The organism is Nocardioides sp. Root240 (genome assembly GCF_001428825.1).
In the GTDB taxonomy this organism is placed as follows: Bacteria; Actinomycetota; Actinomycetes; order Propionibacteriales; family Nocardioidaceae; genus Nocardioides.
Genome location: NZ_LMIT01000013.1, coordinates 360,749 through 382,493 on the forward strand (window position 1 = coordinate 360,749; position 21,745 = coordinate 382,493).

The 21,745-nt window shown below is 70.7% G+C and carries 16 protein-coding genes, 1 other RNA gene and 1 pseudogene; 5 read left to right on the forward strand and 13 right to left on the reverse strand.

Annotated features, from left to right (window positions below; all coding sequences use genetic code 11):
* Positions 1 to 9: 9 nt before the first annotated feature.
* The 12 genes and pseudogenes from ASE20_RS19210 to ftsE all read right to left on the reverse strand — a co-directional run bounded on the left by ASE20_RS19210 (position 10) and on the right by ftsE (position 10,448).
* A complete protein-coding gene (locus tag ASE20_RS19210; RefSeq protein WP_056896159.1) occupies positions 10 to 1,275 on the reverse strand; it encodes an SPFH domain-containing protein in 1,266 nt (421 codons plus the stop codon).
* A gap of 138 nt (positions 1,276 to 1,413) precedes the next feature.
* The gene (gene ahcY / locus ASE20_RS19215) at positions 1,414 to 2,856 is read right to left on the reverse strand and encodes an adenosylhomocysteinase (protein ID WP_056896160.1); all 1,443 of its coding nucleotides are present in this window, start codon (positions 2,854 to 2,856) and stop codon (positions 1,414 to 1,416) included.
* A gap of 289 nt (positions 2,857 to 3,145) precedes the next feature.
* Entirely contained in the window at positions 3,146 to 3,391 is a 246-nt protein-coding gene (locus ASE20_RS19220; RefSeq protein WP_056896161.1) for a hypothetical protein, read from the reverse strand.
* A gap of 16 nt (positions 3,392 to 3,407) precedes the next feature.
* Positions 3,408 to 4,139, reverse strand: a complete 732-nt coding sequence (locus tag ASE20_RS26070; RefSeq protein ID WP_200952869.1) for a DNA adenine methylase — start codon at positions 4,137 to 4,139, stop codon at positions 3,408 to 3,410.
* Between the two features lie 29 nt (positions 4,140 to 4,168).
* A pseudogene (locus ASE20_RS26075) lies at positions 4,169 to 4,444 on the reverse strand (DNA adenine methylase); the annotation flags it as partial.
* A gap of 160 nt (positions 4,445 to 4,604) precedes the next feature.
* Positions 4,605 to 4,974: a transfer-messenger RNA gene (gene ssrA, locus ASE20_RS24445) on the reverse strand.
* 101 nt (positions 4,975 to 5,075) lie between these two features.
* Complete coding sequence (locus ASE20_RS19230) at positions 5,076 to 5,918, reverse strand: S1 family peptidase (RefSeq protein ID WP_056896162.1); 843 nt, start codon at positions 5,916 to 5,918, stop codon at positions 5,076 to 5,078.
* An 86-nt stretch (positions 5,919 to 6,004) separates the two neighbouring features.
* The gene (locus ASE20_RS19235; protein WP_056896163.1) at positions 6,005 to 6,880 is read right to left on the reverse strand and encodes an amidohydrolase family protein; all 876 of its coding nucleotides are present in this window, start codon (positions 6,878 to 6,880) and stop codon (positions 6,005 to 6,007) included.
* The gene (smpB, locus tag ASE20_RS19240; RefSeq protein ID WP_056896164.1) at positions 6,873 to 7,385 is read right to left on the reverse strand and encodes an SsrA-binding protein SmpB; all 513 of its coding nucleotides are present in this window, start codon (positions 7,383 to 7,385) and stop codon (positions 6,873 to 6,875) included. Before smpB ends, ASE20_RS19235 begins: the two co-directional genes overlap by 8 nt.
* A gap of 43 nt (positions 7,386 to 7,428) precedes the next feature.
* Positions 7,429 to 8,727 carry a M23 family metallopeptidase gene (locus tag ASE20_RS19245; RefSeq protein ID WP_056896165.1) on the reverse strand — a complete coding sequence of 433 codons (1,299 nt, stop codon included), beginning with the start codon at positions 8,725 to 8,727 and terminating at the stop codon, positions 7,429 to 7,431.
* Between the two features lie 56 nt (positions 8,728 to 8,783).
* Positions 8,784 to 9,725, reverse strand: a complete 942-nt coding sequence (gene ftsX, locus ASE20_RS19250; protein WP_056896166.1) for a permease-like cell division protein FtsX — start codon at positions 9,723 to 9,725, stop codon at positions 8,784 to 8,786.
* A 3-nt stretch (positions 9,726 to 9,728) separates the two neighbouring features.
* Positions 9,729 to 10,448 (reverse strand): cell division ATP-binding protein FtsE, encoded by a 720-nt coding sequence (gene ftsE / locus ASE20_RS19255; RefSeq protein WP_056896167.1) that lies wholly within the window; start codon positions 10,446 to 10,448, stop codon positions 9,729 to 9,731.
* Positions 10,449 to 10,539: 91 nt separating this feature from the next.
* On the opposite strand from ftsE, the gene ASE20_RS19260 reads away from it, so the two are divergent.
* From ASE20_RS19260 to ASE20_RS24840, 3 genes are read left to right on the forward strand one after another with little or no spacing between them, the layout of a single operon-like run.
* Positions 10,540 to 11,166: a hypothetical protein gene (locus ASE20_RS19260; RefSeq protein WP_157538704.1), complete on the forward strand. Its 627-nt coding sequence runs from the start codon at positions 10,540 to 10,542 to the stop codon at positions 11,164 to 11,166.
* 54 nt (positions 11,167 to 11,220) lie between these two features.
* Positions 11,221 to 12,930 (forward strand): hypothetical protein, encoded by a 1,710-nt coding sequence (locus ASE20_RS19265; RefSeq protein ID WP_056896169.1) that lies wholly within the window; start codon positions 11,221 to 11,223, stop codon positions 12,928 to 12,930.
* Between the two features lie 48 nt (positions 12,931 to 12,978).
* Positions 12,979 to 13,149 (forward strand): hypothetical protein, encoded by a 171-nt coding sequence (locus ASE20_RS24840; RefSeq protein ID WP_157538705.1) that lies wholly within the window; start codon positions 12,979 to 12,981, stop codon positions 13,147 to 13,149.
* 10 nt (positions 13,150 to 13,159) lie between these two features.
* On the opposite strand, the gene prfB is transcribed toward ASE20_RS24840, so the two are convergent.
* Complete coding sequence (gene prfB, locus ASE20_RS19270; RefSeq protein WP_056896170.1) at positions 13,160 to 14,278, reverse strand: peptide chain release factor 2; 1,119 nt, start codon at positions 14,276 to 14,278, stop codon at positions 13,160 to 13,162.
* 279 nt (positions 14,279 to 14,557) lie between these two features.
* On the opposite strand from prfB, the gene ASE20_RS19275 reads away from it, so the two are divergent.
* Both ASE20_RS19275 and ASE20_RS19280 read left to right on the forward strand, forming a co-directional pair.
* Positions 14,558 to 18,352: a beta strand repeat-containing protein gene (locus tag ASE20_RS19275; protein ID WP_056896171.1), complete on the forward strand. Its 3,795-nt coding sequence runs from the start codon at positions 14,558 to 14,560 to the stop codon at positions 18,350 to 18,352.
* Positions 18,353 to 18,378: 26 nt separating this feature from the next.
* Positions 18,379 to 21,744: a beta strand repeat-containing protein gene (locus ASE20_RS19280; protein ID WP_056896172.1), complete on the forward strand. Its 3,366-nt coding sequence runs from the start codon at positions 18,379 to 18,381 to the stop codon at positions 21,742 to 21,744.
* The last annotated feature ends 1 nt before the right edge of the window (position 21,745 follow it).

Sequence of the window (21,745 nt, forward strand, 5' to 3'; positions counted from 1 at the left end):
CTCCTGGTTCTAGATGACGTCGCCGTCGTCGAAGACGTCGCCACACTCGGGACAGAACTTCGAGGGCCTGGTCGGGTCGGGCGGCACCCAGCCGCACTTGTCGCACTGGTACTGCGGCGCCCCCACGGGCTTCGGGGTGCCACAGTCCGCGCAGAACTTGCCGGTGTTGGTCGCGCCGCAGGTGCAGGCCCAGCCGACGGCCTGCGCGGGCGCAGCCGGCGGAGGTGGAGGCGGAGGGGGCACCTGACCGGGCGACGCGGCCTGCTGGCCGAGTGCGTACAGCTGGCCCGGGTTGATGCCGGCCCCACCACCCTGCGCCAGGCCCAGTCCGGCGAACCCCACCACGGCTCCGGCGTCATTGCCCGCGGCCACCTGCATGGCCGCAGCCTGCGCGTCCACGATGGTGGCAGCCGCCATCGTCGGATCGCGTAGCACCGCCTTGCGCTGCAGCTCCTTGATCATCTGCTCGTCCTCGGTGCTCGCCGTCACCGAGGCGACGCCGAACGAGACGATCTCGATCCCACGCAGCTGCCGCCACTTCGGCGACAGGATGTCGTTGAGCGCTGCGGCCATCTCGGTCGTGTGCCCCGGGAGCGCGGAGTAGCGGATGCCGAGCGCCGAGATCCGTGCCACCGCCGGCTGGAGCGCGTCGAGGAGCTCGGTCTTGAGCTGGCCCTCGATCTGCGCTCGCGGGAACACCGCGGGGAAGTTCCCGGCGACGTTGGCATAGAAGAGAAGGGGGTCGACGATCCGGTAGGAGTACTGCCCGAAGAACCTGATGGCGATGTCGACGTCGAGTCCGATGTTGGCGTCGACGACTCGGAACGGAACCCGGTTGGGTGTGCCGTACTGGTTGCCGTACAGCTCCTTGGTGTTGAAGAAGTAGACCCGCGCGTCCTTGCCGGGCTGACCGCCGAACTTGAAACGCTCCCAGGTGTTCCTGAGCGCAGCCGTGAGGTTGTCAGAGAGGTCGCCGCCGCCCAGCAGGGAGGGCTCGGAGCCCAGGTCGAAGACGTACTCCCCCGGCTCGGCGCAGTAGTCGAGGATGCGCCCCTGCTCGACGATCAGCATGAACTGCCCGTCAGCGACGGCGATCTTCGAGCCGTTGGAGATGACGTTGTCGCTCCCGGAGACCACCTTGCCCCGCGAGTTGAGCCACTTGCGGCCCCTCACGGCCAAGAGGTTCTCAGGCAACGCCTCGCAGTTGAAGTACTCGAGCCATTGGTCGGCGATGACACCACTGACGGCGGCCTGTGCCGCCGAGATCAGACCCATGAGATGTCCCGTCTTCCTGTCCCGATCCGTCGCGAGTGACCATACCAAGATGGTCATACACAACGTCCCCGAACAGCGGAAAGCCCCCGCACCCGGTAGGGGGTGCGGGGGCTGCCGTGGGTCAGACCCGGGTGGTGCTCAGTAGCGGTAGTGCTCCGGCTTGTACGGACCCGCGACGTCGACACCGATGTAGGCGGCCTGCTCCTTGGTCAGCTCGGTGAGCTCGACACCGAGGGCGTCGAGGTGCAGGCGGGCGACCTCCTCGTCGAGGTGCTTGGGCAGGACGTAGACGCCGACCTCGTACTCGTCGGTCTTGGTGAAGATCTCGATCTGCGCCAGCACCTGGTTGGTGAACGAGTTCGACATGACGAACGACGGGTGGCCGGTCGCGTTGCCGAGGTTCAGCAGGCGGCCCTCGGAGAGGACGATGACCTTCTTGCCGTCGGGGAAGATCCACTGGTGGACCTGGGGCTTGATCTCGTCCTTGACGATGCCCGGGATCTTCGCCAGGCCGGCCATGTCGATCTCGTTGTCGAAGTGGCCGATGTTGCCGACGATGGCCTGGTTCTTCATCTTCTGGAAGTGCTCGACGTTGATGATGTCGAAGTTGCCCGTGGTGGTGACGAAGATGTCGGCGTACTCGACGACGGAGTCGAGGCGCTTGACCTCGTAGCCGTCCATGGCGGCCTGCAGCGCGCAGATCGGGTCGATCTCGGTGACGATGACGCGGGCGCCCTGGCCGCGCAGCGACTCGGCGGAGCCCTTGCCCACGTCGCCGTACCCGCAGACGACCGCGACCTTGCCGCCGATCATGACGTCGGTGGCGCGGTTGATGCCGTCGATCAGCGAGTGGCGGCAGCCGTACTTGTTGTCGAACTTCGACTTGGTGACCGAGTCGTTGACGTTGATCGCCGGGAAGAGGAGCGAGCCCTCCTTGAAGCGCTCGTAGAGGCGGTGGACGCCCGTGGTGGTCTCCTCGGTGACGCCCTTGATGCCCGCGGCGATGGTGGTCCAGCGGGTGGGGTCGTTGGCGACGGAGCGCGCGAGGACCCGGAGGACCTCCTTGAACTCCTCGTTGTCGGTCGAGTCCTGGCCCGGCACGACGCCGGCCTTCTCGTACTCGAGGCCGAGGTGGACGAGCATGGTGATGTCGCCACCGTCGTCGAGGAGCATGTTGGGGCCGATGCGGTTGCCGTCGGCGTCGGTGAAGTCGAAGACCTTCTCGGCCTCGTCCCAGTACTCCGCGAGGGTCTCGCCCTTCCAGGCGAAGACGGGGGTGCCGGCGGGGGCGTCGACGGTGCCGTCCTTGCCGACGACGACGGCCGCGGCGGCGTGGTCCTGCGTCGAGAAGATGTTGCAGGTCGCCCAGCGGACGTCGGCGCCGAGCGCGACGAGCGTCTCGATGAGCACGGCGGTCTGGATGGTCATGTGCAGCGAGCCGGCGATCCGGGCGCCCTTGAGCGGCTGGTCCGCGCCGTAGCGGGCGCGCATCGCCATCAGGCCGGGCATCTCGTGCTCGGCGAGCTCGATCTCCTTGCGGCCGAAGTCGGCCAGGCTCAGGTCAGCAACCTTGTAGTCCATGAAAAAGATCCTCGAGTTTCGAGTGTCGACGTCCTGCGGCGCATCTGCGCATCGTCGGGATCTCCCGCGCATGACACAGGACACCTTACAAGCGGGATTCGAGCGGCGGGCAATCATCAGGAACAGCCGTCCGGCGTCCCCAACTCGCCGGGCGGGAGTTTCACCGGCCGGCCGGTGAAACTCACGCTTGGACGACGAAGTTTCCTCGTCCAGGCGTGAGTTTCGTCGTCCAGGTGCGGGAGAAACACCGGCCGGCCGGTGAAACTCCCACGACAGCGGGACGGGCTGCTCAGGCCAGCGGCTCGACCGTGCCGACCCGCAGCACCTTCACCTCGAGCTCGTCGATCACCAGCTTGCGCACCTGCCCCTCGCCCAGCATCAGCTTGCCGATGGCCACCGCGCCCACCGCGACGGCGCCGAGCGCCAACGCGCCGAGGGCGGCGGCGCCGATCGTCGCGGCGCCGTACGCCGACGCGCCCATCGCGAGGCTGCCGCGCAGCCGAGGGGTGAGGTCCATGAGGGGCTCGTTCGCCATGGCCCCATCGTGGCACCTACGAGGACGCCCCGTGCAGGACCTGCTCCGCCATCGCGCCGATCCGGTCCGCGTCACCGGACAGCAGGACGTACTCCGTGTTGCGCGTGTGCGACACGTTGCCGACCTTGTCGCCGGAGGGACTGTAGATCCCGATCAGCGCGCCGACGTACCTCTTGGAGTCGAAGGCCAGCACCTCGACGGGGTTGCCCCGCGCGTGGCACATCTCGATGAGGTCCGCCAGCGGCACGTAGCCCTCGTTGGAGAAGCTCACGACGACCACGTCGGCGTTGACCGACTTGATCGTCTGCGCGAGCGCGGCCGGCATCTCCCGCTTGGCGTTGAACACGCTCTTCGTGGCCGGGTCGCGGCTGTCGACCCGCTTGCACGCGACGCCGTAGTGCTCGGGCCGGTCCCAGCGCACGAGGGTCTCCCAGACGTGGTAGTTCGTGAAGTACCGGTGCTGGTTGTACGGCGGGTCGAGGTAGGCCAGGTCGACGGCCGGCAGTTCGTGCACCAGCTCCGTCGCGTCCCCGCGCACCGCCCGCCCGGTGCCCGGCGTGAACGCGGGCACCCGCAGCCGCAGGTCGTTGAGCGCCCGCGGCGCCCACTTCTTCAGGTACGCCATCTGCACGCCCACCGTGGAGTCCACGGCGTCGGCCGCGGCCAGCAGGCTGGCCAGCAGGACGGGGCGGAGCGGGCTGTCGCCGTAGTGCTCGTCGATGCCCTCGCGGATCGCGTCGATCCGCACGCCGTTCCTCGGGTGGAAGTAGCGGCTCNCCGCACCGGCGCCAGCGAGGCGAGGTGGTCGAGCGCGTCGGCGACCTCGTCCCGGTCGACCGTCGCGGCGTCGACCTCGACGTAGCACTGCGCCAGCACCTCGGAGTACGTCGACAGGTCCACCGCCGTCGTGTGCGCGCCCCGCCGGCAGAACTCCTGCGCCACCCGCGTCGTCCCCGTGAAGAGGTCGAGGGCGGTGGTCGCGCCGCTCGCGGCGAACAGCTCACCCAGCACGGGCACGAGCACACGCTTCGAGCCCAGGTACTTGAGTGTCATGTCGCCTCCGTTGCGGTGGCCCCATCATCCCCGCCGGAGGAGCACGCCCGCGGCGGACACGCTGGCCCGGCGACACAGCAGCAGACCCTCCCCGGCGAGGCCGGGGAGGGTCTGCTTCAAGAGGGCTGGAGCCGGTGTCGCCACCGGCCCGGCTGGTTGTGCGTGGAGCTGCGGGGAATCGAACCCCGGTCCTCGAGCGTCGAGCCAGGTCTTCTCCGGGTGCAGTCCGTGCTGGCGTTTTCTCGGCCCCGGCGCTCGCACAGACACGTCGCCGACAGGCCCAGTCAGGTTTGAGTCCCGATCAACCGCCCTGACAGCAGCGGATCAGCAAGTCTCCTGGATGACGTCTGGGTCCGGGACGGAGACGGATGCCCGGTCAGACGCTTCGATCACCGCTCAGGCGGCGAGAGCGAAGGAACTGCGCTTAGCGTTGGCAGTTATTGGTTTCCAGCGATCGTTTACGAGATGACGCTGGCTTCTCGACCCGCTTCCCCTGGAACAAACGTCCCAAGTCGAAACCGATCAGCCCCTCTTGAGTTGTGTGTCCAGTCTACCGGGCGGGGACCACACCGGCCCACCGGATAACCGATGGGCCGGTGCGCAGCTGCTCCTGGACGGTTCAGTCGGCCAGTCAGTCGGTCAGGAAGCCGGCCAGCCAGTCCGCCACGACGGGGATGTCGATGCGCTGGAAGCCCGCGATGTAGCGGCAGTTCTGCGTCAGGCCGTACGACGTGACGCCCACGACCTTGCCGTCGAGCCACAGCGAGCCGCCCGAGTCGCCGAAGCAGGTGCCGCCGGTGCCGAACGGGTCGTTCTCGTTGCCGTTGACCTGGATGACCTGGGGGGTGATCTTCTGGCCGGGGACGTCGACGTAGCGACGGATCAGCGGGTAGCTCATCGGCGTCGGCTTCTGCGGGCCGGAGTCGGCCTGGCGCACCTCGGTCCCGTAGCCGACCGCGCGGAAGATGGTCTTGCGCGGCTGCTTGATGGCGTCCGCTGCGTGCACGCCGGCGAGCGGCGCCGTGGCGATGCCGGCGACCGGCTCGTCGAGCACGATCACGCCCACGTCGTTCCAGTTGTCCAGGTCGGTGAAGTCGCTGTACTGCGGGTGCGTGTACGCCGTGCCGGAGAGGTAGCCCGCGGCAGCGAGCTCGTCGGCGGTGTAGCCGGCGGTGACGTCCTGGGCGACGGGCAGCGGGGACGGCGGCGCCTCGGCGATCACGCTGTCGAAGGTGACCAGTGTCCGGCCGAGCGTGCCGTCGGTGCAGTGGGCGGCCGTGACCAGCACGGTGGGGCTGATCAGCGTCGCCGAGCAGCGGAAGCGCCCGTCGGCGTCGTAGAAGGCGATCATGGCGACATTCGGGTGGGCGTCGCCGTCCGCTGTTCCGCCGGTGCTGGCGGTCGCGGGCGCAGGAGCGATGAGACCGAGACCGGCAAGGATGGCGCCGGCCAGGATCGGGAGACGAGCACGCATGGTTCTCCTCAGGAGTGGGACAGGACCGACCACTCCAGCACGCACACCCGGCGAGGGGAACCCCTCGCATCCAAGAGCTTGCCTTTTCAATCCCTTGCCAGAAGTCGTACGGCGTTGTGCCAGCACACGTCCCGGAGCCAGTCGTCCCCGAGGTCCAGTCGGGCCAGGCCCTCCAGCTGACGCTGGTAGGGGTACGGGATCGTCGGGAAGTCCGACCCGAGCAGCACCTTGGGCTGCAGGTCCTTCAAGCGCGGCACCAGCGCGGCGGGATAGGCCGCGTCCTGGTCGAAGAAGTCGGTGAACACCATCGTGGTGTCGAGGTGGACGTTGTCGTACCGCTCGGCGAGGACGAGGAAGTCCTCGTACTCCGGCGCCCCCATGTGGGCGACGAGCAGGCACAGCCGGGGGTGGCGGCGCAGCAGCCGCGCGACGGAGTCCGGGCCGGTGAAGGCGTTGCCCACGGGCCCCGATCCGGCGTGCACGGTCACCGGCGTCCCGGCGTCCTCGAGGACGCCCCAGACCGGGTCGAGCACCGGGTCGTCGGCGACGAACTCGCCCACCTGCAGGTGGATCTTGAAGATCTGCACCCCGTCGCCGATCAGCTCGGGGACGTAGCCGGCTGCCTCCGGCTCGGGGTAGAAGGTGGCGGAGCGCACGACCTCGGGCACGGTCTCGGCGAACGTCCGCGACCACTCGTTGAGGTACGACGCCACACCCGGCTTGTGCGCGTACGGATGCGTCGGGAAGCGACGCACGCCGAAGTCCCGCAGCTGGGCGACCCGCTCCTCGATGGTGTCGCGGTAGCGGATCGGCCACGGCCGGCCGATCTTCGGACCGGCGGAGTCGAACACCGCCCACACGGCGCGCTCGATCGGCGGCGGCAGGAAGTGGACGTGGAGGTCGATCAGCCCGGACAGGCCGAGCTGCTGCCAGAAGGCCCGGACCTCCTGGCCTTCAGTCACGCATGCCCTTGAGCCGGCGGCCGATGGCCTCTTCCTTCTCGCGGTCGGCGGTGCGCTCGGCGATGGCCTGTCGCTTGTCCCAGGACTTCTTGCCCTTGGCGAGGCCGATCTCGATCTTGGCGCGGCCCTTGACGAAGTAGAGCGCGAGCGGGACGACCGTGTGGCCCTTCTCGCTGACCTTGCGCTCGATCTTGTCGATCTCCTCGCGGTGGAGCAGCAGCTTGCGCTTGCGCCGGGCGGCGTGGTTGGTCCATGTGCCCTGGGCGTACTCGGGGATGTGCACGGCGTGCAGCCAGGCCTCGCCGCGGTCGATGTCGACGAAGCCGTCGACCAGGCTGGCGCGCCCCAGGCGCAGCGACTTCACCTCGGTGCCCTGGAGCACCAGGCCGGCCTCGAAGGTGTCCTCGATGTGGTAGTCGTGGCGCGCCTTCTTGTTGGACGCGACGAGCTTGCGCCCGCCCTCGTCCCCCTTGCTGCCGGACGCTCCCGACTTCCCCTTGGCCATGCGTCCATTCTCCCAGAGCGGCGCAACGGGGTTTGCGGCCGGGCTACAGGTACGGCGCCGGGTCGACCGCCTCGCCGTTGCGCATCACGATGAAGTGCAGGTGGCAGCCGGTGGACCAGCCGGTGGAACCGGAGTACCCGACGGTCTGGCCACGGCGCACGTGCGCGCCCTCGCCGACGGCGTAGCTGGTCATGTGGTTGTAGACCAGCACGATCGACGCACCGTTGACCCGGCCGATGGCGAGGTAGAGGCGGTTGCCGTAGATCTCGTCGTAGTAGGTGTCGATCACCTTGCCGGACTCGCCGGCGACCAGGCGTGCGCCGCAGCCGGTGCCGAAGTCGATGCCGTTGTGCAGGCCCCAGTAGCCGTAGATCGGGTGGATCCGCCAGCCGTACGGCGACGTGACCGGCCCGGGCCCGGGCTTGGCGAGCAGGCCGCCGGTGTCGCCGTTGTAGCTGCCGCCCTGGCTCTGCGACAGGGCGAGGATCTTGCGCTTGATCCGGGCCTCGCGGGCCTCGAGCCGGCGCAGTGCGGCGCGGTCGGCGGCGCGGGCACGGACCACGGCGGCGCGGGCGCTCGCGGTGCTCCGGACCAGCGTGGCGACCTTCGACTCGGCTGCCGCGGCCCGCTGCACGAGCGTGGTGACGGTGGCGACGTGGGCGTCGGCCTCCTGCTTGGCCGAGGCGACCTCGTCGCGGGCGTTCTTCACCTCGTCCTTGCGCTGCTGCATCCGCTCCTCGGCGGCGATCAGCGCGACGAGCGTGTTGTGCTGCCGGCCGACGACCAGGTCGTGGGCGGTACGGCTGACCATCACGTCCTCGAGGTCGCGCCCGTCGGTGTACGCCGCGAGCAGCGACAGCTGCGGGTCCGAACCGGTGGCGATCTCGATCAGCGTGTCCCGGCTGACGTCGTGCTGCTCCTGCGCGGCGCGCACCGCCTCGGCCAGCTCGGCCTTGGCGACGGTCAGCCGCTGCTCGGCCGTGGCGAGCTTCGCCGCGAGCTGGGTGGCCACCTTGCGGGCGTCGGCGAGCTGGCTGCGGACGCCGGCGAGCCGGGTCCGCGCCGTGGTCAGCCGGCCCTGCGCCGTGCGCAGCTGCCCCGAGATCTTCGCGACCTTGGCGCTGGCCTCGTGGATCTCGCCCTTGACGTTCGAGATCTGACCCTTGACCTGGTCCTGCTTGTGCTTCAGGTCGTCACGGTCGTCGGCGTGGGCCAGCGGGACGGCGAGGCCGCCGATCGCCACGACGACGGCCACGGCCGTCACCAGCCACTGGGGATGGGCCCATGCCGGCAGCCGGTCGAGGGTACGGCGGAGCCAGGGGGCGCTGGGGAAGGAGCGCACGGTAGTACCAATCAGTGTTCGGGGAAGTGAACGTCTTCGACGGTAACGGCCGCGGATCAGACTTTGACGTATTTCCGGGTCAGCAGGAGTGTCGGGATCAGCGTGAGCGCCGGACCGAGGATCACGATGCCCGGCGGGAAGAGCGAGACGAGCGACTCGCCGTACTCCTTCCAGCCGACCCAGCGCAGGAAGCTGATGTGCTCGGCGAGGCCGTTCTCGACACCCCAGTACTGGAAGGCGGCGAGCGCCCCGGCGGCGAGGCCGACACCCACGATCGCGGTGACCAGCGCCTCGAGCAGGAAGGGCAGCGCGATGTAGAGGGTCGAGGCGCCGACGAGGCGCATGATGCCGATCTCACGGCGGCGCGCCAGCGCGGCCAGGCGGATCGTGTTGCCGACCTGCAGCAGCGCGGAGAAGAGCAGGAAGCCGGCGCCGATCCACGAGCCGTACTTCAGGACCTTCATGATCCCGAAGATCTGGCTCAGCGTCTGGCGCTGGTCGACGATGCCGGAGACGCCGTCGAGGCCCGACAGGGCGCTGATGATGCCGTCGGCCTCGTCGGGGGTCTTCAGGGTCACCCAGTACGCCGCCGGCCACTTGTCCAGCGTCAGGACGGGGTTCTCGCCCTCGAAGGCCACGTCCGGGATGGTCGGGTCCTCCTTGGCCTTGGCGAAGCCCTCCTCCTTCGTCTCGAAGCGGAAGGAGTCGACCTCGTCGCTGGCGTCGATCTCGGACTCGATGCGCTCGCGCTGCGGGTCGGTGACCTCGCCGCCGGCGCAGTTGGGGCTGGCGGACGGGTCGTCGACGGTGCAGAGGTTGACCCGGATCTGCAGCTGGGTGCCCAGCTGGTCGGTCGCGATGTCGGCCTCGCGCTGGAGCAGGATGCCGACGCCGGCCAGGCTCAGCGACACGAAGAGCGTGACGATGACGGCCAGGTGCATGGACAGGTTGCGCCGCAGGCCGGTGCGGAGCTCGGTGAAGACGTAGCGCAGCTGCATCGCTCAGCCCTCCTGCTCGTCGGGCTGGCTGTCGAGGTGCTGGAAGCCGTAGCTGCCGGCGGCCTCGTCACGCACGACCTTGCCGTGCACGAGCTCGATGACCCGCTTGGTGAACTGGTCGACGATGCCGTGGTCGTGGGTGGCCATGACGACCGTCGTACCGCTGCTGTTGATGTCGCCGAGCAGGTTCATGATGCCGACCGAGGTCTGCGGGTCGAGGTTGCCCGTGGGCTCGTCGGCGATGAGGATCATCGGCCGGTTGACGTAGGCGCGCGCCACGGCGACCCGCTGCTGCTCGCCACCCGACAGCTCGTCGGGCATGCGGTCGGCCTTGTCCTTGAGGCCGACCAGCTCGAGGGTCTCGGGGACGACCTTGCTGATCTCGCGCTGGGACTTGCCGATCACCTGCTGGGCGAAGGCGACGTTCTCCGCGACGGTCTTGTTGGGGAGCAGGCGGAAGTCCTGGAAGACGGTGCCGATCTGGCGGCGCAGGCGGGGCACCTTCCACCCGGCCATCCGGTTGATCTCCTTGCCGGCGACGTAGACCCGGCCACCGGTCGGACGCAGCTCACGGAGGACCAGCCGTAGGGCGGTCGACTTCCCGGAGCCGGACTGTCCGACGAGGTAGACGAACTCCCCCTTGTCGATGTCCAGGGTGACCTGGTCGAGCGCTGGACGGCCCGGACCGGCATAGCGTTTGGTGACCTTCTCGAATCGAATCACTGGCAAGACGGTACGCGACGGACCTGTGCCGCCAGCGGACCCCTGTGGGCGTGTGCGTCACATTCGGCGGCGTCCTCTAGTGTGGATCGACGTGTCGACCGTCGTCCGCGCGCTGGGTCTCGCAGCGCTCCTCACGATCGTGCCGGTGGGCATCGGCGTGACGGTGGCCGGAGACCGCACACCCGACCGCGAGAAGGCCAGCTACGACGCCCTCGACCTCGCCGACTTCGACACGACGACGGCCGTGGTGCAGCGCGCCCCCTTCTGCGACCTGGTGCCCGACGAGGCCGTCAAGGCGGCGCTCGGCACCGAGGCGAAGGTCACCGCCTACGGCAACGGCGAGAAGTCCGGAGCGCTGCCCGGGGGCGACGTGGCGCACGAGTACGGCTGCATCTACGCCGGCGAGGACACCGAGGCACGCGCCTGGGTGTTCGCCCCGCCGGTGGCGGCGGCGCGGGCGAGCGCCCTCGTCGAGGCCGCCACCGCGGGCAAGGGGTGCACCGCCCCGGCCGGCGCTCCCGCCTACGGCACCCCCTCGACCGCCCTGGTCTGCATCACCGGCGACCAGCGCACGATCTCCTACCGCGGGCTGTTCGGCGACGCCTGGCTGGCGTGCACGCTGACCGTCGGCGTGGCGGCTGACCAGGCCGACCAGGTCAGCCGTGCGGGGCGCTGGTGCGTCGCGGTCGCCGAGGCGGCCTCCGTCCAGCCCTCCTGATTCGGGACCCCGTCCCGGCTCAACCCCGCCACCCGGCACGCCGATGGGACTCCCATGCTGCGTCCCGGACTGCGCACGGCCGTGCTCGCCACCGTCAGCCTCGTCGTGTCCGTCGGCGGCCTGGCCGTCCCGGCCTCCGCCGACGACCTCGCGCCCGGCACCTCGGGCACCAGCGAGGACACGGTCCGGTTCGTCGCCGACGACTGGCCCGCTCCCCCGCCCACGCCGGTCACGCTCAGCCGCGCCACGACGACGGCGCTCGCGACGTACGCCCCGAGCGAGGCGTTCACCCTGCACAGCCGCCCCGGCGCGCAACGCACCATCTACCTCGACTTCGACGGCGGCTCGCTGCTGTCCACCAACTTCTGGCTGGCCAACGGCCTGAGCACGCTGCTCTTCCCGGGCTGGTCGACCGACGGCTCCGCCGCCTTCTCCGACGCGGAGCGCTCGGTGGTCATCGAGGTCTGGGCCCGGATGGCGGAGGACTTCGCCCCCTTCGACGTGGACGTCACCACCGACGAGCCGGCCGCGGGCGGCCTGTTCCGCTCGAGCTCCGGCGACACGTCGTACGGCACGCGGGTCGCCTTCACCTCGGGCGCGGCGGTGCAGTCGTCCCTGTGCGGCGGCTGCGGCGGCCTCGCCTGGGTCGGCACGTTCGACTCGGTCACCAACGGCGAGGTCCGCAGCCCGGCCTGGGTGTTCCCGAGCTCGCTCGGCAACAAGGCCAAGAACCTCGCCGAGGCCGGAAGCCACGAGGCCGGCCACACCCTGGGCCTCTCCCACGACGGCAGCACGTCGAGCGGCTACTACAGCGGCACCTCGCTGTGGGGACCACTGATGGGCAGTCCGTACTCCTCCAGCATCACCCAGTGGTCGAAGGGCGAGTACCCCAACGCCAGCAACCACGAGGACGACCTCGCGGTCGTCCGGGCCAACGGCCTGGCACTGCGGCCCGACGAGGCCGGGGACTCCGTCGCCACGGCGCTCCCCTTCTCCCAGCTGAGGTCGAGCGCCGGCGGACGTGCCGTGATCACCAGCCCCGACGACGAGGACTGGTACAGCCTGACCGACTGCTCGGGCACCGTCACCGTCGGTGCCGTGCCGACCGACATCGGCCCGAACCTCGACATCGGGCTCGAGGTCCGCGGCCCGACCGGGGCCCTGCTCGAGTCGTCGACGCCCACCACCGTGCGCACCTACAGCGGCGTCACCGGCCTCGGCGCGAACATCTCACTGCCCCTGAGCGGCGGCCCGTTCCACGTCACCGTGTCGGGCATCGGCTCCGGCACCTCCTGGAGTGGCAGCGGGTACGGCGACTACGGCAGCCTCGGGACCTACCGGCTCTCCGTCACCGGCTGCACCGGCGCGGACGACCCGCCGCCGACGGACCAGCCGCCGGTCGTCCCGCCGGTCGTGGTGCCGCCGAGCGGCACGTCGGTCACCCGACCGGGTGCGCCGGGCGCACCCCGGGTCGTCGCCGGTGCGCGGGGCGGGCGTCGTACCGTCGTCGTCCGGTGGGCCGCGCCGGCCCGCACCGGCGGGACGCCGGTGACCGGCTACCGCGTGCTGGCCTACCGCGTCGGCCCCAGCGGTCGGTACGTCGGAGGAACCCTGGCCCCGCGGGCCACGCGCGTCCTGGCGCGCAGCACGCACCGGATCGCACTGGCCCTCCCCCGCGGTCGGTGGGTCCTCAAGGTGCGGGCCCGCAACCGGCTCGGCTGGAGCGCGGCGAGCCGGGCGTCGCGCCCGGTCGTGCCGCGCTGAACACACCGGAGGCTTTGCCGATCTAAGTCGATCGAGTTAAATGCCTTTGTGGCAAGCCAGGACGAGGCCTTCCGTGTCCCCCGCTGGGCATGGCGCAGCCTGGGCGTCACGACCACAGCCGTGCTGCTGCTTGCCGGCGAGGTGCTGGGTGCGCTGGGCGCCGCGGTCTCGTTCGCCAGCGCCGAGGTGATCTTCGACGCCGCCGAGCTCGAGCGATGACCGCCGGGGATCAGTTGTCGGCGGCGCTGTCGGCGCCCCGGCGCCAGCGGATGCCGGCCTCGAGGAAGCCGTCGATCTCGCCGTCGAACACCGCCTGCGGGTTGCCGGTCTCGTAGCCGGTGCGCAGGTCCTTGACGATCTGGTAGGGGTTCAGCACGTAGTTGCGCATCTGGTCGCCCCAGCTCGCGGCGACGTCGCCCTTGAGGTCCTTCTTGAGCGCGGCCTCCTCGGCCTTCTTCTTCGCGAGCAGCTTGGCCTTGAGGACGATCATCGCGGCCGCCTTGTTCTGCAGCTGCGACTTCTCGTTCTGGCAGGTCACCACGATGCCGGTCGGGATGTGCGTGAGCCGGACGGCGGAGTCGGTGGTGTTGACCGACTGGCCGCCGGGTCCGCCGGAGCGGTAGACGTCGACCTTCACATCGTTCTCGTCGACCTCGATGTCGTCGGTCTCCTCGAGCTGGGGCACGACCTCGACCGCGGCGAACGAGGTCTGGCGCCGGCCCTGGTTGTCGAACGGGCTGATCCGCACCAGGCGGTGGGTGCCGGCGTCGACGGAGAGGGTGCCGTACGCGTACGGCGCGTGGATCGCGAACTCGGCCGACTTGATGCCGGCCTCCTCGGCGTAGGAGACGTCGTAGACCTCGACGGGGTACTTGTTGCGCTCGGCCCAGCGGGTGTACATCCGCATCAGCATCTCGGCGAAGTCGGCGGCGTCCACGCCCCCGGCGCCGGAGCGGATGGTGACGATGGCCTCGCGCTCGTCGTAGTCGCCGGAGAGCAGCGTGCGCACCTCGAGACCCTCGACGGCCTTCTTGATCCGCGCCAGCTCCCCGTCGGCCTCGGCCAGGACGTCGGCGTCGGCCTCCTCCGCGGCGAGCTCGGCGAGGACCGCGAGGTCGTCGATGCGCTGCTGGAGCCCCCGGAACCGGTCGACCTGGCCCTGGAGACCGGACAGGCGCCCGGTGACGCGGGTGGCGTTGGCCTGGTCGTCCCACAGGTCCGGCGCCGCGACCTGCTCGCCGAGGTCGGCGATCTCGCGCTCCATCCTCGGCAGGTCGAGGACCTGCTCGATGGTGTGCATCGTCGCAGTCAGCTGCTTGATCTCGGCGTCGTAATCGGGTCCAGCCACAAGGAGCAAGGTTACGCACCCCGGGGCGACGGTGCCCAACCGCTGTCGTTCCAGCGACCCCTTCGCAAAGAAAAGTGAACTTCTTTCAGAAAACGGTGTGCGCCCCGTCACAAACCTGCTTGAATCCCCGAACTCCCTCCGCCACGCAGGCTCCCGCGCCTGTCCCTCTCGGGTGGCACCCCCCACCTCACGGGACGGTGACGCATGCTCCCAGCGCCGATCGACAGCCCTACCCCGCCCGGAAACCGCCATCGCGCGGCGACCGCCTTCAAGCGCCGCATGGCCTGGCTGAGTGTCCTCGCGACCGTGGTCGCCACGCTCGTCGCGTCCGGGGGCTCCCCCGCACGCGCCGTGCAGGCGACCGGCGACGAGGTGCCCGCCTGGACCACCGGGTGGTCGTGGACCTACGCGACGGTGTTCAACTACACCGCCGACGGCACGAACGTGACGATCAACGAGAACGTCACCTACACCGTCGCCGGGGTCGAGGACTACCAGGGCCAGCCGGCGTACAAGCTGAACCTGACCGGCACGATCACCGGCGGCAACGGTACGGCGGCCGTCGACGGCGTCGGCAACGCCACGTTGTCGAACTTCTCCGGCACCGTGACCGGCACCCGCTTCATGCGGCGCTCGGACCTCGCGCTGCTGAAGGAGACCCAGGCCCAGGCGCTCGCCGCGAAGGCCCAGGTCTCGATCATCTCGGCGAACATCACCGCCAACATCAACCTCTCGATGGACCCGCGCCGCGGGTGGCGGCTGATCCAGTTCCCCACCGAGGCCGGCAACTCATGGATCAACGACACCACCGTCGACTACACCGGTGGGTTCAGCTACGACGCCGGCTCGCTCGGCGGCACCGGCTCCGACTCCTTCGACGGCAACTTCTCCTTCGCCGGCCCCACGACCGTGGCCAACGAGAGCATCGCCGTCCCGGCGGGCACCGTGAACACGCGCCGCTCGCGTGAGCAGAGCGCGGACGGCAGCACCCGGGCGACGATGTGGTACTCGCCGATCCACCGCAACGCAGGGCGCCTGCTGCTCGAGATCCCGCTCGACGGCGGCTCGCTCACCCTCGACCAGAAGCTCGCCTCGGCCAGCACCCCGGCCCCGTCGACCACGCTGACCAGCGGCATCACGCCGTCGCTCACCTGCGCCGGCGGCGACATCACCATCGCCGGCAAGCTCAGCTCGGGTGCCGCGGGCGTCCCGGTCGCCATCGCGCTCGACAAGTCGCCGGTCACCGCCGGCGCCTCGGCGACGACGTCCACGACCACCACCGCGGGCGGCAACTACACCGCCACCCTGCAGGCACCCTCCGAGTCCGACGGCTACGGCCGTGACGGCGTCCGCGGCAGCTGGGGCGTCGTCGTCACCGCCGGTGGCGCGGCCAGCACCGCCACCGTGCTGGTGACCCCGAAGAACTGCTCGGCACTGACCTACACCGGCGACGTCAGCGCCGCCCAGGGCACCAACGCCACCGTGTCGGCGACGCTCGTCGACAAGGCGGGCGGCAGCGTGGTCGGCAAGACGATCACCTTCGCCCTCTCCGGAGGAGCCACCACGACCGGTACGACGGACGCCAGCGGCGTCGCGTCGGCGTCCATCGCCGTCGCGGGCCCGCCGCGCAGCGCCACCATCACGGCGTCGTACGCCGGCAGCGCGAGCCTCGAGGCCGCCTCCGCCCAGTCCGCGTTCACCGTCGGCGCCATCACGACGTCGACCACGGTCAGCGCCGACCCGTCCGTCGTCACCATCGGCGACCCGGTCCGCTTCCACGCCCACGTCACCCCGTCGCACGGCGGGAACCCGGGCGGCACCGTGCAGTTCCGCGTCAACGGCTCCGACTTCGGTGCGGCCGTCGCGCTGACCGACGGCGAGGCGACCAGCGCCGCGCTCTCCACGCTCGGCCTCGGCGACCACACCGTCGTCGCGGTCTACAACGGCACCAGCGACCACGTCGGCAGCACCTCGGCCGCCGTCACCTTCCGGGTCCGCGAGCCGCTGCGGCCGACCACGACCGCCTCCACCGTCGACCCGTCCAGTGCGGTCTTCGGCCAGCCGGTCACCCTCGGCGCCACGGTCTCCACGGCCACCGGCACCCCGACCGGCGACGTGGTCTTCACGGTCGACGGCAACGAGGTCGGTCGGGCGGCGGTCGCGGCCAACGGTGCCGCGAGCACGACCGTCACCGACCTGCCGGTCGGCAGCAACCCGGTCGTCGCGACCTACGCCGGCGACGACGTGTTCGGGCCCAGCTCGGCCTCGCCGAGGACGGTGACCGTCAGCAAGGCCGCGGTCGAGGTCACCCTCACCGCGTCCGACGACACGACCGTGACCGGCGAGGCCGTCGGCCTCACCGCCACCGTCGCGGTCCTCTCCCCCGGTGGCGGTACGCCGGACGGCACCGTCCAGCTGCTCGTCGACGGCAACGCCACCGGTGCTCCTGTCGCGCTGACCAACGGCTCGGCGAGCTTCGCGCCGCTGACCTCGCTCACCGCGGGATCGCATACCCTGGCGGCGGCGTACTCGGGCAGCGCCCGGTACCTCACCGACTCCGACCAGGTCCAGCAGCAGGTCACGCAGGCCGACACCGCGGTCGCGCTCGTCGCGAACCCGTCGCCGTCGCTGCAGGACCAGGAGGTCCGGTTCACCGCGACCGTCGCGGCGACCAGCCCCGGCTCGGGCTCCCCGACCGGCACAGTGACCTTCTTCGCCGGCAGCGACTCGATCGGCTCGGCGCCGCTGTCCGGTGGCTCCGCGGTGCTCGAGGTCTCCGACCTGGCGCCCGGCTCCTACCAGGTCACCGCCCGCTACGCCGGTGACGACGACTACCGGTCGAGCGAGTCCAGCCCGATCAGCCACACGGTCATCGAGGGCTCCGCGGTCGTCGAGACCACGACCACGCTGACCTCGAGCGCCAACCCGTCGACGTACGGCGAGCTGATCACCTTCCGCGCCCAGGTCGCGGCCGGTGACGGGACCCCCGTGGGCACCGTCCAGTTCTCGGTCGACGGCCAGGACTTCGGCGACCCGGTCGCCGTCGGCTCCGACGGCGTCGCCGAGAGCGCGACGCTCGCCTCGCCGGACCCCGGCGACCACACGGTGATCGCGGCGTTCACCCCGCAGCCGGGCTTCTCCGGCAGCGGCGACATCCTCACCCAGACCGTCCGGGCAGCCGGGGTGGACGTCGACCTGACGTCGACCGACGCCGACGCCCAGGTCGGTGACGAGGTGCGGTTCCACGCCGCGGTCTCCTCGCAGGTGACCGGGACGGGCGTCCCCACCGGGTTCGTCCAGTTCTCGGTCGACGGCCAGCCGGTCGGCGACGCGGTCGAGCTCGTGGACGGCGAGGCGAGCAGCCCCGCGGTCGACGACCTCACGCCGGGCGCCCACACGGTCACGGCGCTGTACTCCGGCGACGTGCACTTCGCCCCGGCGCTCGCCGAGATCGGCCAGTCGGTGTCGAAGGTCGCCACCACGACCAACCTGACGCTCTCGTCGGGTGTCACCACCTACGGCGACAACCTGCGGCTGACCGCCCGGGTCCAGCCGGCCACCGGTGACCTCGGTGTCCCGACCGGCACGGTGACCTTCTACGCCGACGGCCAGGCGATCGGGTCCGTCCCGGTCGCACCGGTCGCCGGTGGCAGCGCCGAGGCCTCGCTCGACACGGCCGCCCTGACCGCTGGTGCCCACCAGCTGAAGGCTGTCTACAACGGCAGCCCGACCCACAGCGGCAGCACCTCCACGGTCCGCAGCGTGACCGTCGCCAAGCGCGCGACGGCCGTGAAGGCCGAGGCGGCGGTGGTCTCCCTGACCCCGCTGGGCCTGCCCCTGGGGCAGCTCCGGGTCACGGTCACCGCCGGTGGCAGCCCGCTCGCCGGCGTACCGGTCGAGTTCAAGGTCGGCGCCAACGTCGTGTGCGTCGCTCCGACCAACGCGGTGGGCGTCGCGACCTGCAACGCCGCCTCGCAGCTGGTGGCCCTGGTCCTGAACGCGGGCTACACCGCGAGCTTCCTCGGGGACGCCAACCACCTCTCGTCCACGGCGCGCGGCGCCATCCTCAAGTGAGTCCGGCCATGGTGAAAGGAAATCCCGTGCGCAGACTGATCTCCCTCGTCGCTGCGTCGACGCTGGCCCTCGGCACCCCGGTACTGCTGGCCTCGTCGGCAGCAGCCGACATCACAGCACCCGCGGCGAACGCGGTGCTCCGTGGCAACGCCACCATCTCGGCGGGTGGCGCCTCCGACGGCACCGGCTGCCTCAGCGGCAGCAGCCCGCAGACCACGCTGCAGCTGATCAACAGCGGCAACACGGTCGTCTTCGAGAGCGTGCAGGGCGGGACCGGCGCCAAGTCGGCCACCTTCGACACGCACGCCTACGCCAACGGCGCCTACACGGCGCGGGCGATCGAGCGGAAGCGCTCCGGCTTCCTCTACTGCACCAACAGCACCAACACGACCAACCGGTCGGTGACGATCGACAACATCACCCAGCTCGCCTACACCGGCGCGACCGAGGGCCCGCAGAACACCTCGGTCACGGCGAAGGCGACGCTCACCGACCCCAACCTGGCGTCCTCCGTGGTGCCCGGCCAGACGGTGACCTTCTCGCTGTCGGGCGGTACGTCCGTCAACGCCACGACCGACGCCAACGGCGTCGCCACGGCGTCGCTGCCGATCTCCGGTCCGCCGCGCTCGGCGAGCGTCACCGCGTCCTTCGCGCAGACGTCGTTCTACAAGCCGTCGTCGGCCTCGACGCCCTTCACGGTGCAGAAGAACCCGTCGACGACCACGGTCGTGCAGCCGACCCCGGTCGTGCACGGCCAGGCAGCGTCCTTCACCGCGCAGGTGGTCCGGGTCAACGGGACCAGTGATCCGACCGGCACCGTCCAGTTCACCATCGACGGCGACGACTTCGGCACCCCCGTCGCGGTGAGCGGCGGTACGGCGACGTCGGGCTCCATCGCGACGCTCAGCACCGGCAACCACGCCATCGGCGCCCGGTTCAACGGCGACGGCAACCTGCTCGCCAGCACTGCGACCGACAAGACGTTGGTCGTCGGCAAGGCGCCCACCTCGACGGTGCTGACCAGCACCGGATCGCCGACCGTCACCGGCCAGGCCGTCACCTTCAGCGCCGAGGTCGACGTCGTCGCCCCCGGCGCCGGCGACCCCGCCGGCGGTGTCCAGTTCACCATCGACGGCGACCCCTACGGCACCGCGATCCCGCTCGACGGCGACACCGCCGAGCTGACCGTGAGCAACCTGACGCCCGGCAACCACGACGTGCAGGCGACGTACAACGGCAACGCGGACTTCGCCTCCAGCAGCTCGGCGACGCTCACCCATGGCGTCAACCGCGCGGACACGAGCCTCGCGCTCAGCAGCTCGAACGACGACGCCGTCGCGGGCGAGCCGCTCACCTTCACCGCCGAGGTCGACGTGGTCGGTCCCGGCACGGGTCAGCCGACCGGCACCGTCCAGTTCTTCGCCGACGGTGACCCGATCGGTGCCCCGGTGCCGCTCAACAACGGCACCGCGGTCTCCCCGGCCACCGGCCTCGACGCCGGCGAGCACGTCATCACCGCCAACTACGAGGGTGACGACAAGTTCGCGGGCGCCGCGGACAGCCTCGACCAGGAGGTCGCGGCGGCACACACCACCACCGCCGTCACCACCTCGCCGAACCCCTCGGTCGTCGGCCAGGAGATCACCGTCTCCGCGACCGTCAGCCCGGTCAGCCCTGCCACGGGCACCCCGGAGGGGGCGGTCCAGTTCGAGATCGACGGCCAGCCCGGTCCGTTCGCGACGCTGGTCGACGGTGCCGCCGAGATCCAGCTCAGCACGCTGGCCCGCGGTGCGCACACGGTGAGGGCGACGTACCTCAGCGCCGACCCGAACTTCGTCACCAGCACCTCGCCGGTGGCCAACCACACCGTCAACAAGGCGTCGACCAAGACGGTCGTCTCCAGCTCGGCGCCGGTGTCGGCCTTCGGCCAGCCGGTGACCTTCACCGCGGCGGTCTCGGTCCTCGCCCCCGGCGCGGGCTCGCCCTCCGGGACGATCACCTTCACCGACGGCAGCACCGTCCTCGGCACGGCCGACGTCGACTCCAGCACCGGCGGCGTCGGCTCGATCACCGTGGACGACCTCGGTGTCGGGCAGCACGCGATCGTGGCGACGTACGACGGCGACAACAGCTTCAACGGCAGCAACGGCTCGGTCGCGCAGAAGGTCCAGCGGGCCCAGACCTCGACCGTCGTGACGTCGTCGGCGAACCCCTCGCAGTCGGGCCAGGGCGTGCGCTTCACCGCGCAGGTCAGCCCGGTCGCCCCGGGCGCCGGCAACCCGACCGGCACCGTCCAGTTCACGGTCAACGGCGCCAACCTCGGTGGTCCGGTGGCCGTGGCGAACGGCTCGGCCCAGAGCAACGCGTTCAGCTCGCTGTCGCCCGGCACCTACCGGATCTCCGCGGTCTACAGCGGTGACTCCCGGTTCGTCGCCAGCACGGGCGTGCTCGACCAGGGCAACGGCCAGAACGTCGCCAAGGGTTCGACGAGCACGGCGCTGGAGTCCGACGACGCGACCTCCGACCACGGCCAGACGGTGACCTTCACCGCCACGGTCACGGCACTCGCCCCGGCCACGGGCAAGCCCACCGGCACGGTCCAGTTCTGGCGCGGCGGCACCCTGCTCGGCGCGACCGGCCTGACGCCGGCCTCGGCGGCGGGGACCAGCACGGCGTCGTTCGCGACGGCGGCGCTGGCGCCCGGACAGCACGAGGTCCGTGCGGTCTACGTCGGCAACTTCAACTTCGAGGGCAGCACCGCCACGACCACGCAGACGGTCGGCTCCGTCGGCACGGTCACCGGCATCGCCTCGGACGCGAACCCGATCGTGTACGGCGACACGGTGACCCTCACCGCCACCGTCGCGAACGGTGCCCCCGGTGCGAGCACCCCGACCGGCTCGGTCGTGTTCCGCTCCGACGGCAACGTCCTCGGCTCGGCCGACCTGTCCACCTCCGGCGGCGCGACCACGGCGTCCCTCGAGGTCGAGGGCCTGACCGGCGGCAACCACGAGGTCACCGCGACGTACAGCGGCGACGGCTCGCACGCCACCAGCACGTCCCCGGTGCTGCTGCAGGTGGTGGACCGCGCGACCCCGACGCTGGTGGCGCACGACGTGGCGGACATGCCGCAGGACAACTGGTCGCGCGTGGAGGCGAACCTGTACGGCCTGGGCGGCGTGCCGCTCGCCGGTCAGGCGATCACCTTCACCACGGCCCCGTTCCAGGCCGGTCAGTGCGACCGGGTGACGGACGCGAACGGCTACGCCATGTGTGACGCGCCGATGCGGATCGGTGCGCTCATCCTGCAGGGCTTCGAGGTGTGGTTCGCCGGCAACCAGAACTACGCCCCGGCCCACGCGTCGATGGTCTGGGAGGACCCGAACGACTGAG

Excerpts from the sequence above, each read along its gene's own strand:
- ASE20_RS19210 (WP_056896159.1), bottom strand. The coding sequence starts at position 1,275 with ATGGGTCTGATCTCGGCGGCACAGGCCGCCGTCAGTGGTGTCATCGCC.
- ahcY (WP_056896160.1), bottom strand. The coding sequence starts at position 2,856 with ATGGACTACAAGGTTGCTGACCTGAGCCTGGCCGACTTCGGCCGCAAG.
- ASE20_RS19220 (WP_056896161.1), bottom strand. The coding sequence starts at position 3,391 with ATGGCGAACGAGCCCCTCATGGACCTCACCCCTCGGCTGCGCGGCAGC.
- ASE20_RS19230 (WP_056896162.1), bottom strand. The coding sequence starts at position 5,918 with ATGCGTGCTCGTCTCCCGATCCTGGCCGGCGCCATCCTTGCCGGTCTC.
- smpB (WP_056896164.1), bottom strand. The coding sequence starts at position 7,385 with ATGGCCAAGGGGAAGTCGGGAGCGTCCGGCAGCAAGGGGGACGAGGGC.
- ftsX (WP_056896166.1), bottom strand. The coding sequence starts at position 9,725 with ATGCAGCTGCGCTACGTCTTCACCGAGCTCCGCACCGGCCTGCGGCGC.
- ASE20_RS19265 (WP_056896169.1), top strand. The coding sequence starts at position 11,221 with ATGCTGCGTCCCGGACTGCGCACGGCCGTGCTCGCCACCGTCAGCCTC.
- ASE20_RS19275 (WP_056896171.1), top strand. The coding sequence starts at position 14,558 with ATGGCCTGGCTGAGTGTCCTCGCGACCGTGGTCGCCACGCTCGTCGCG.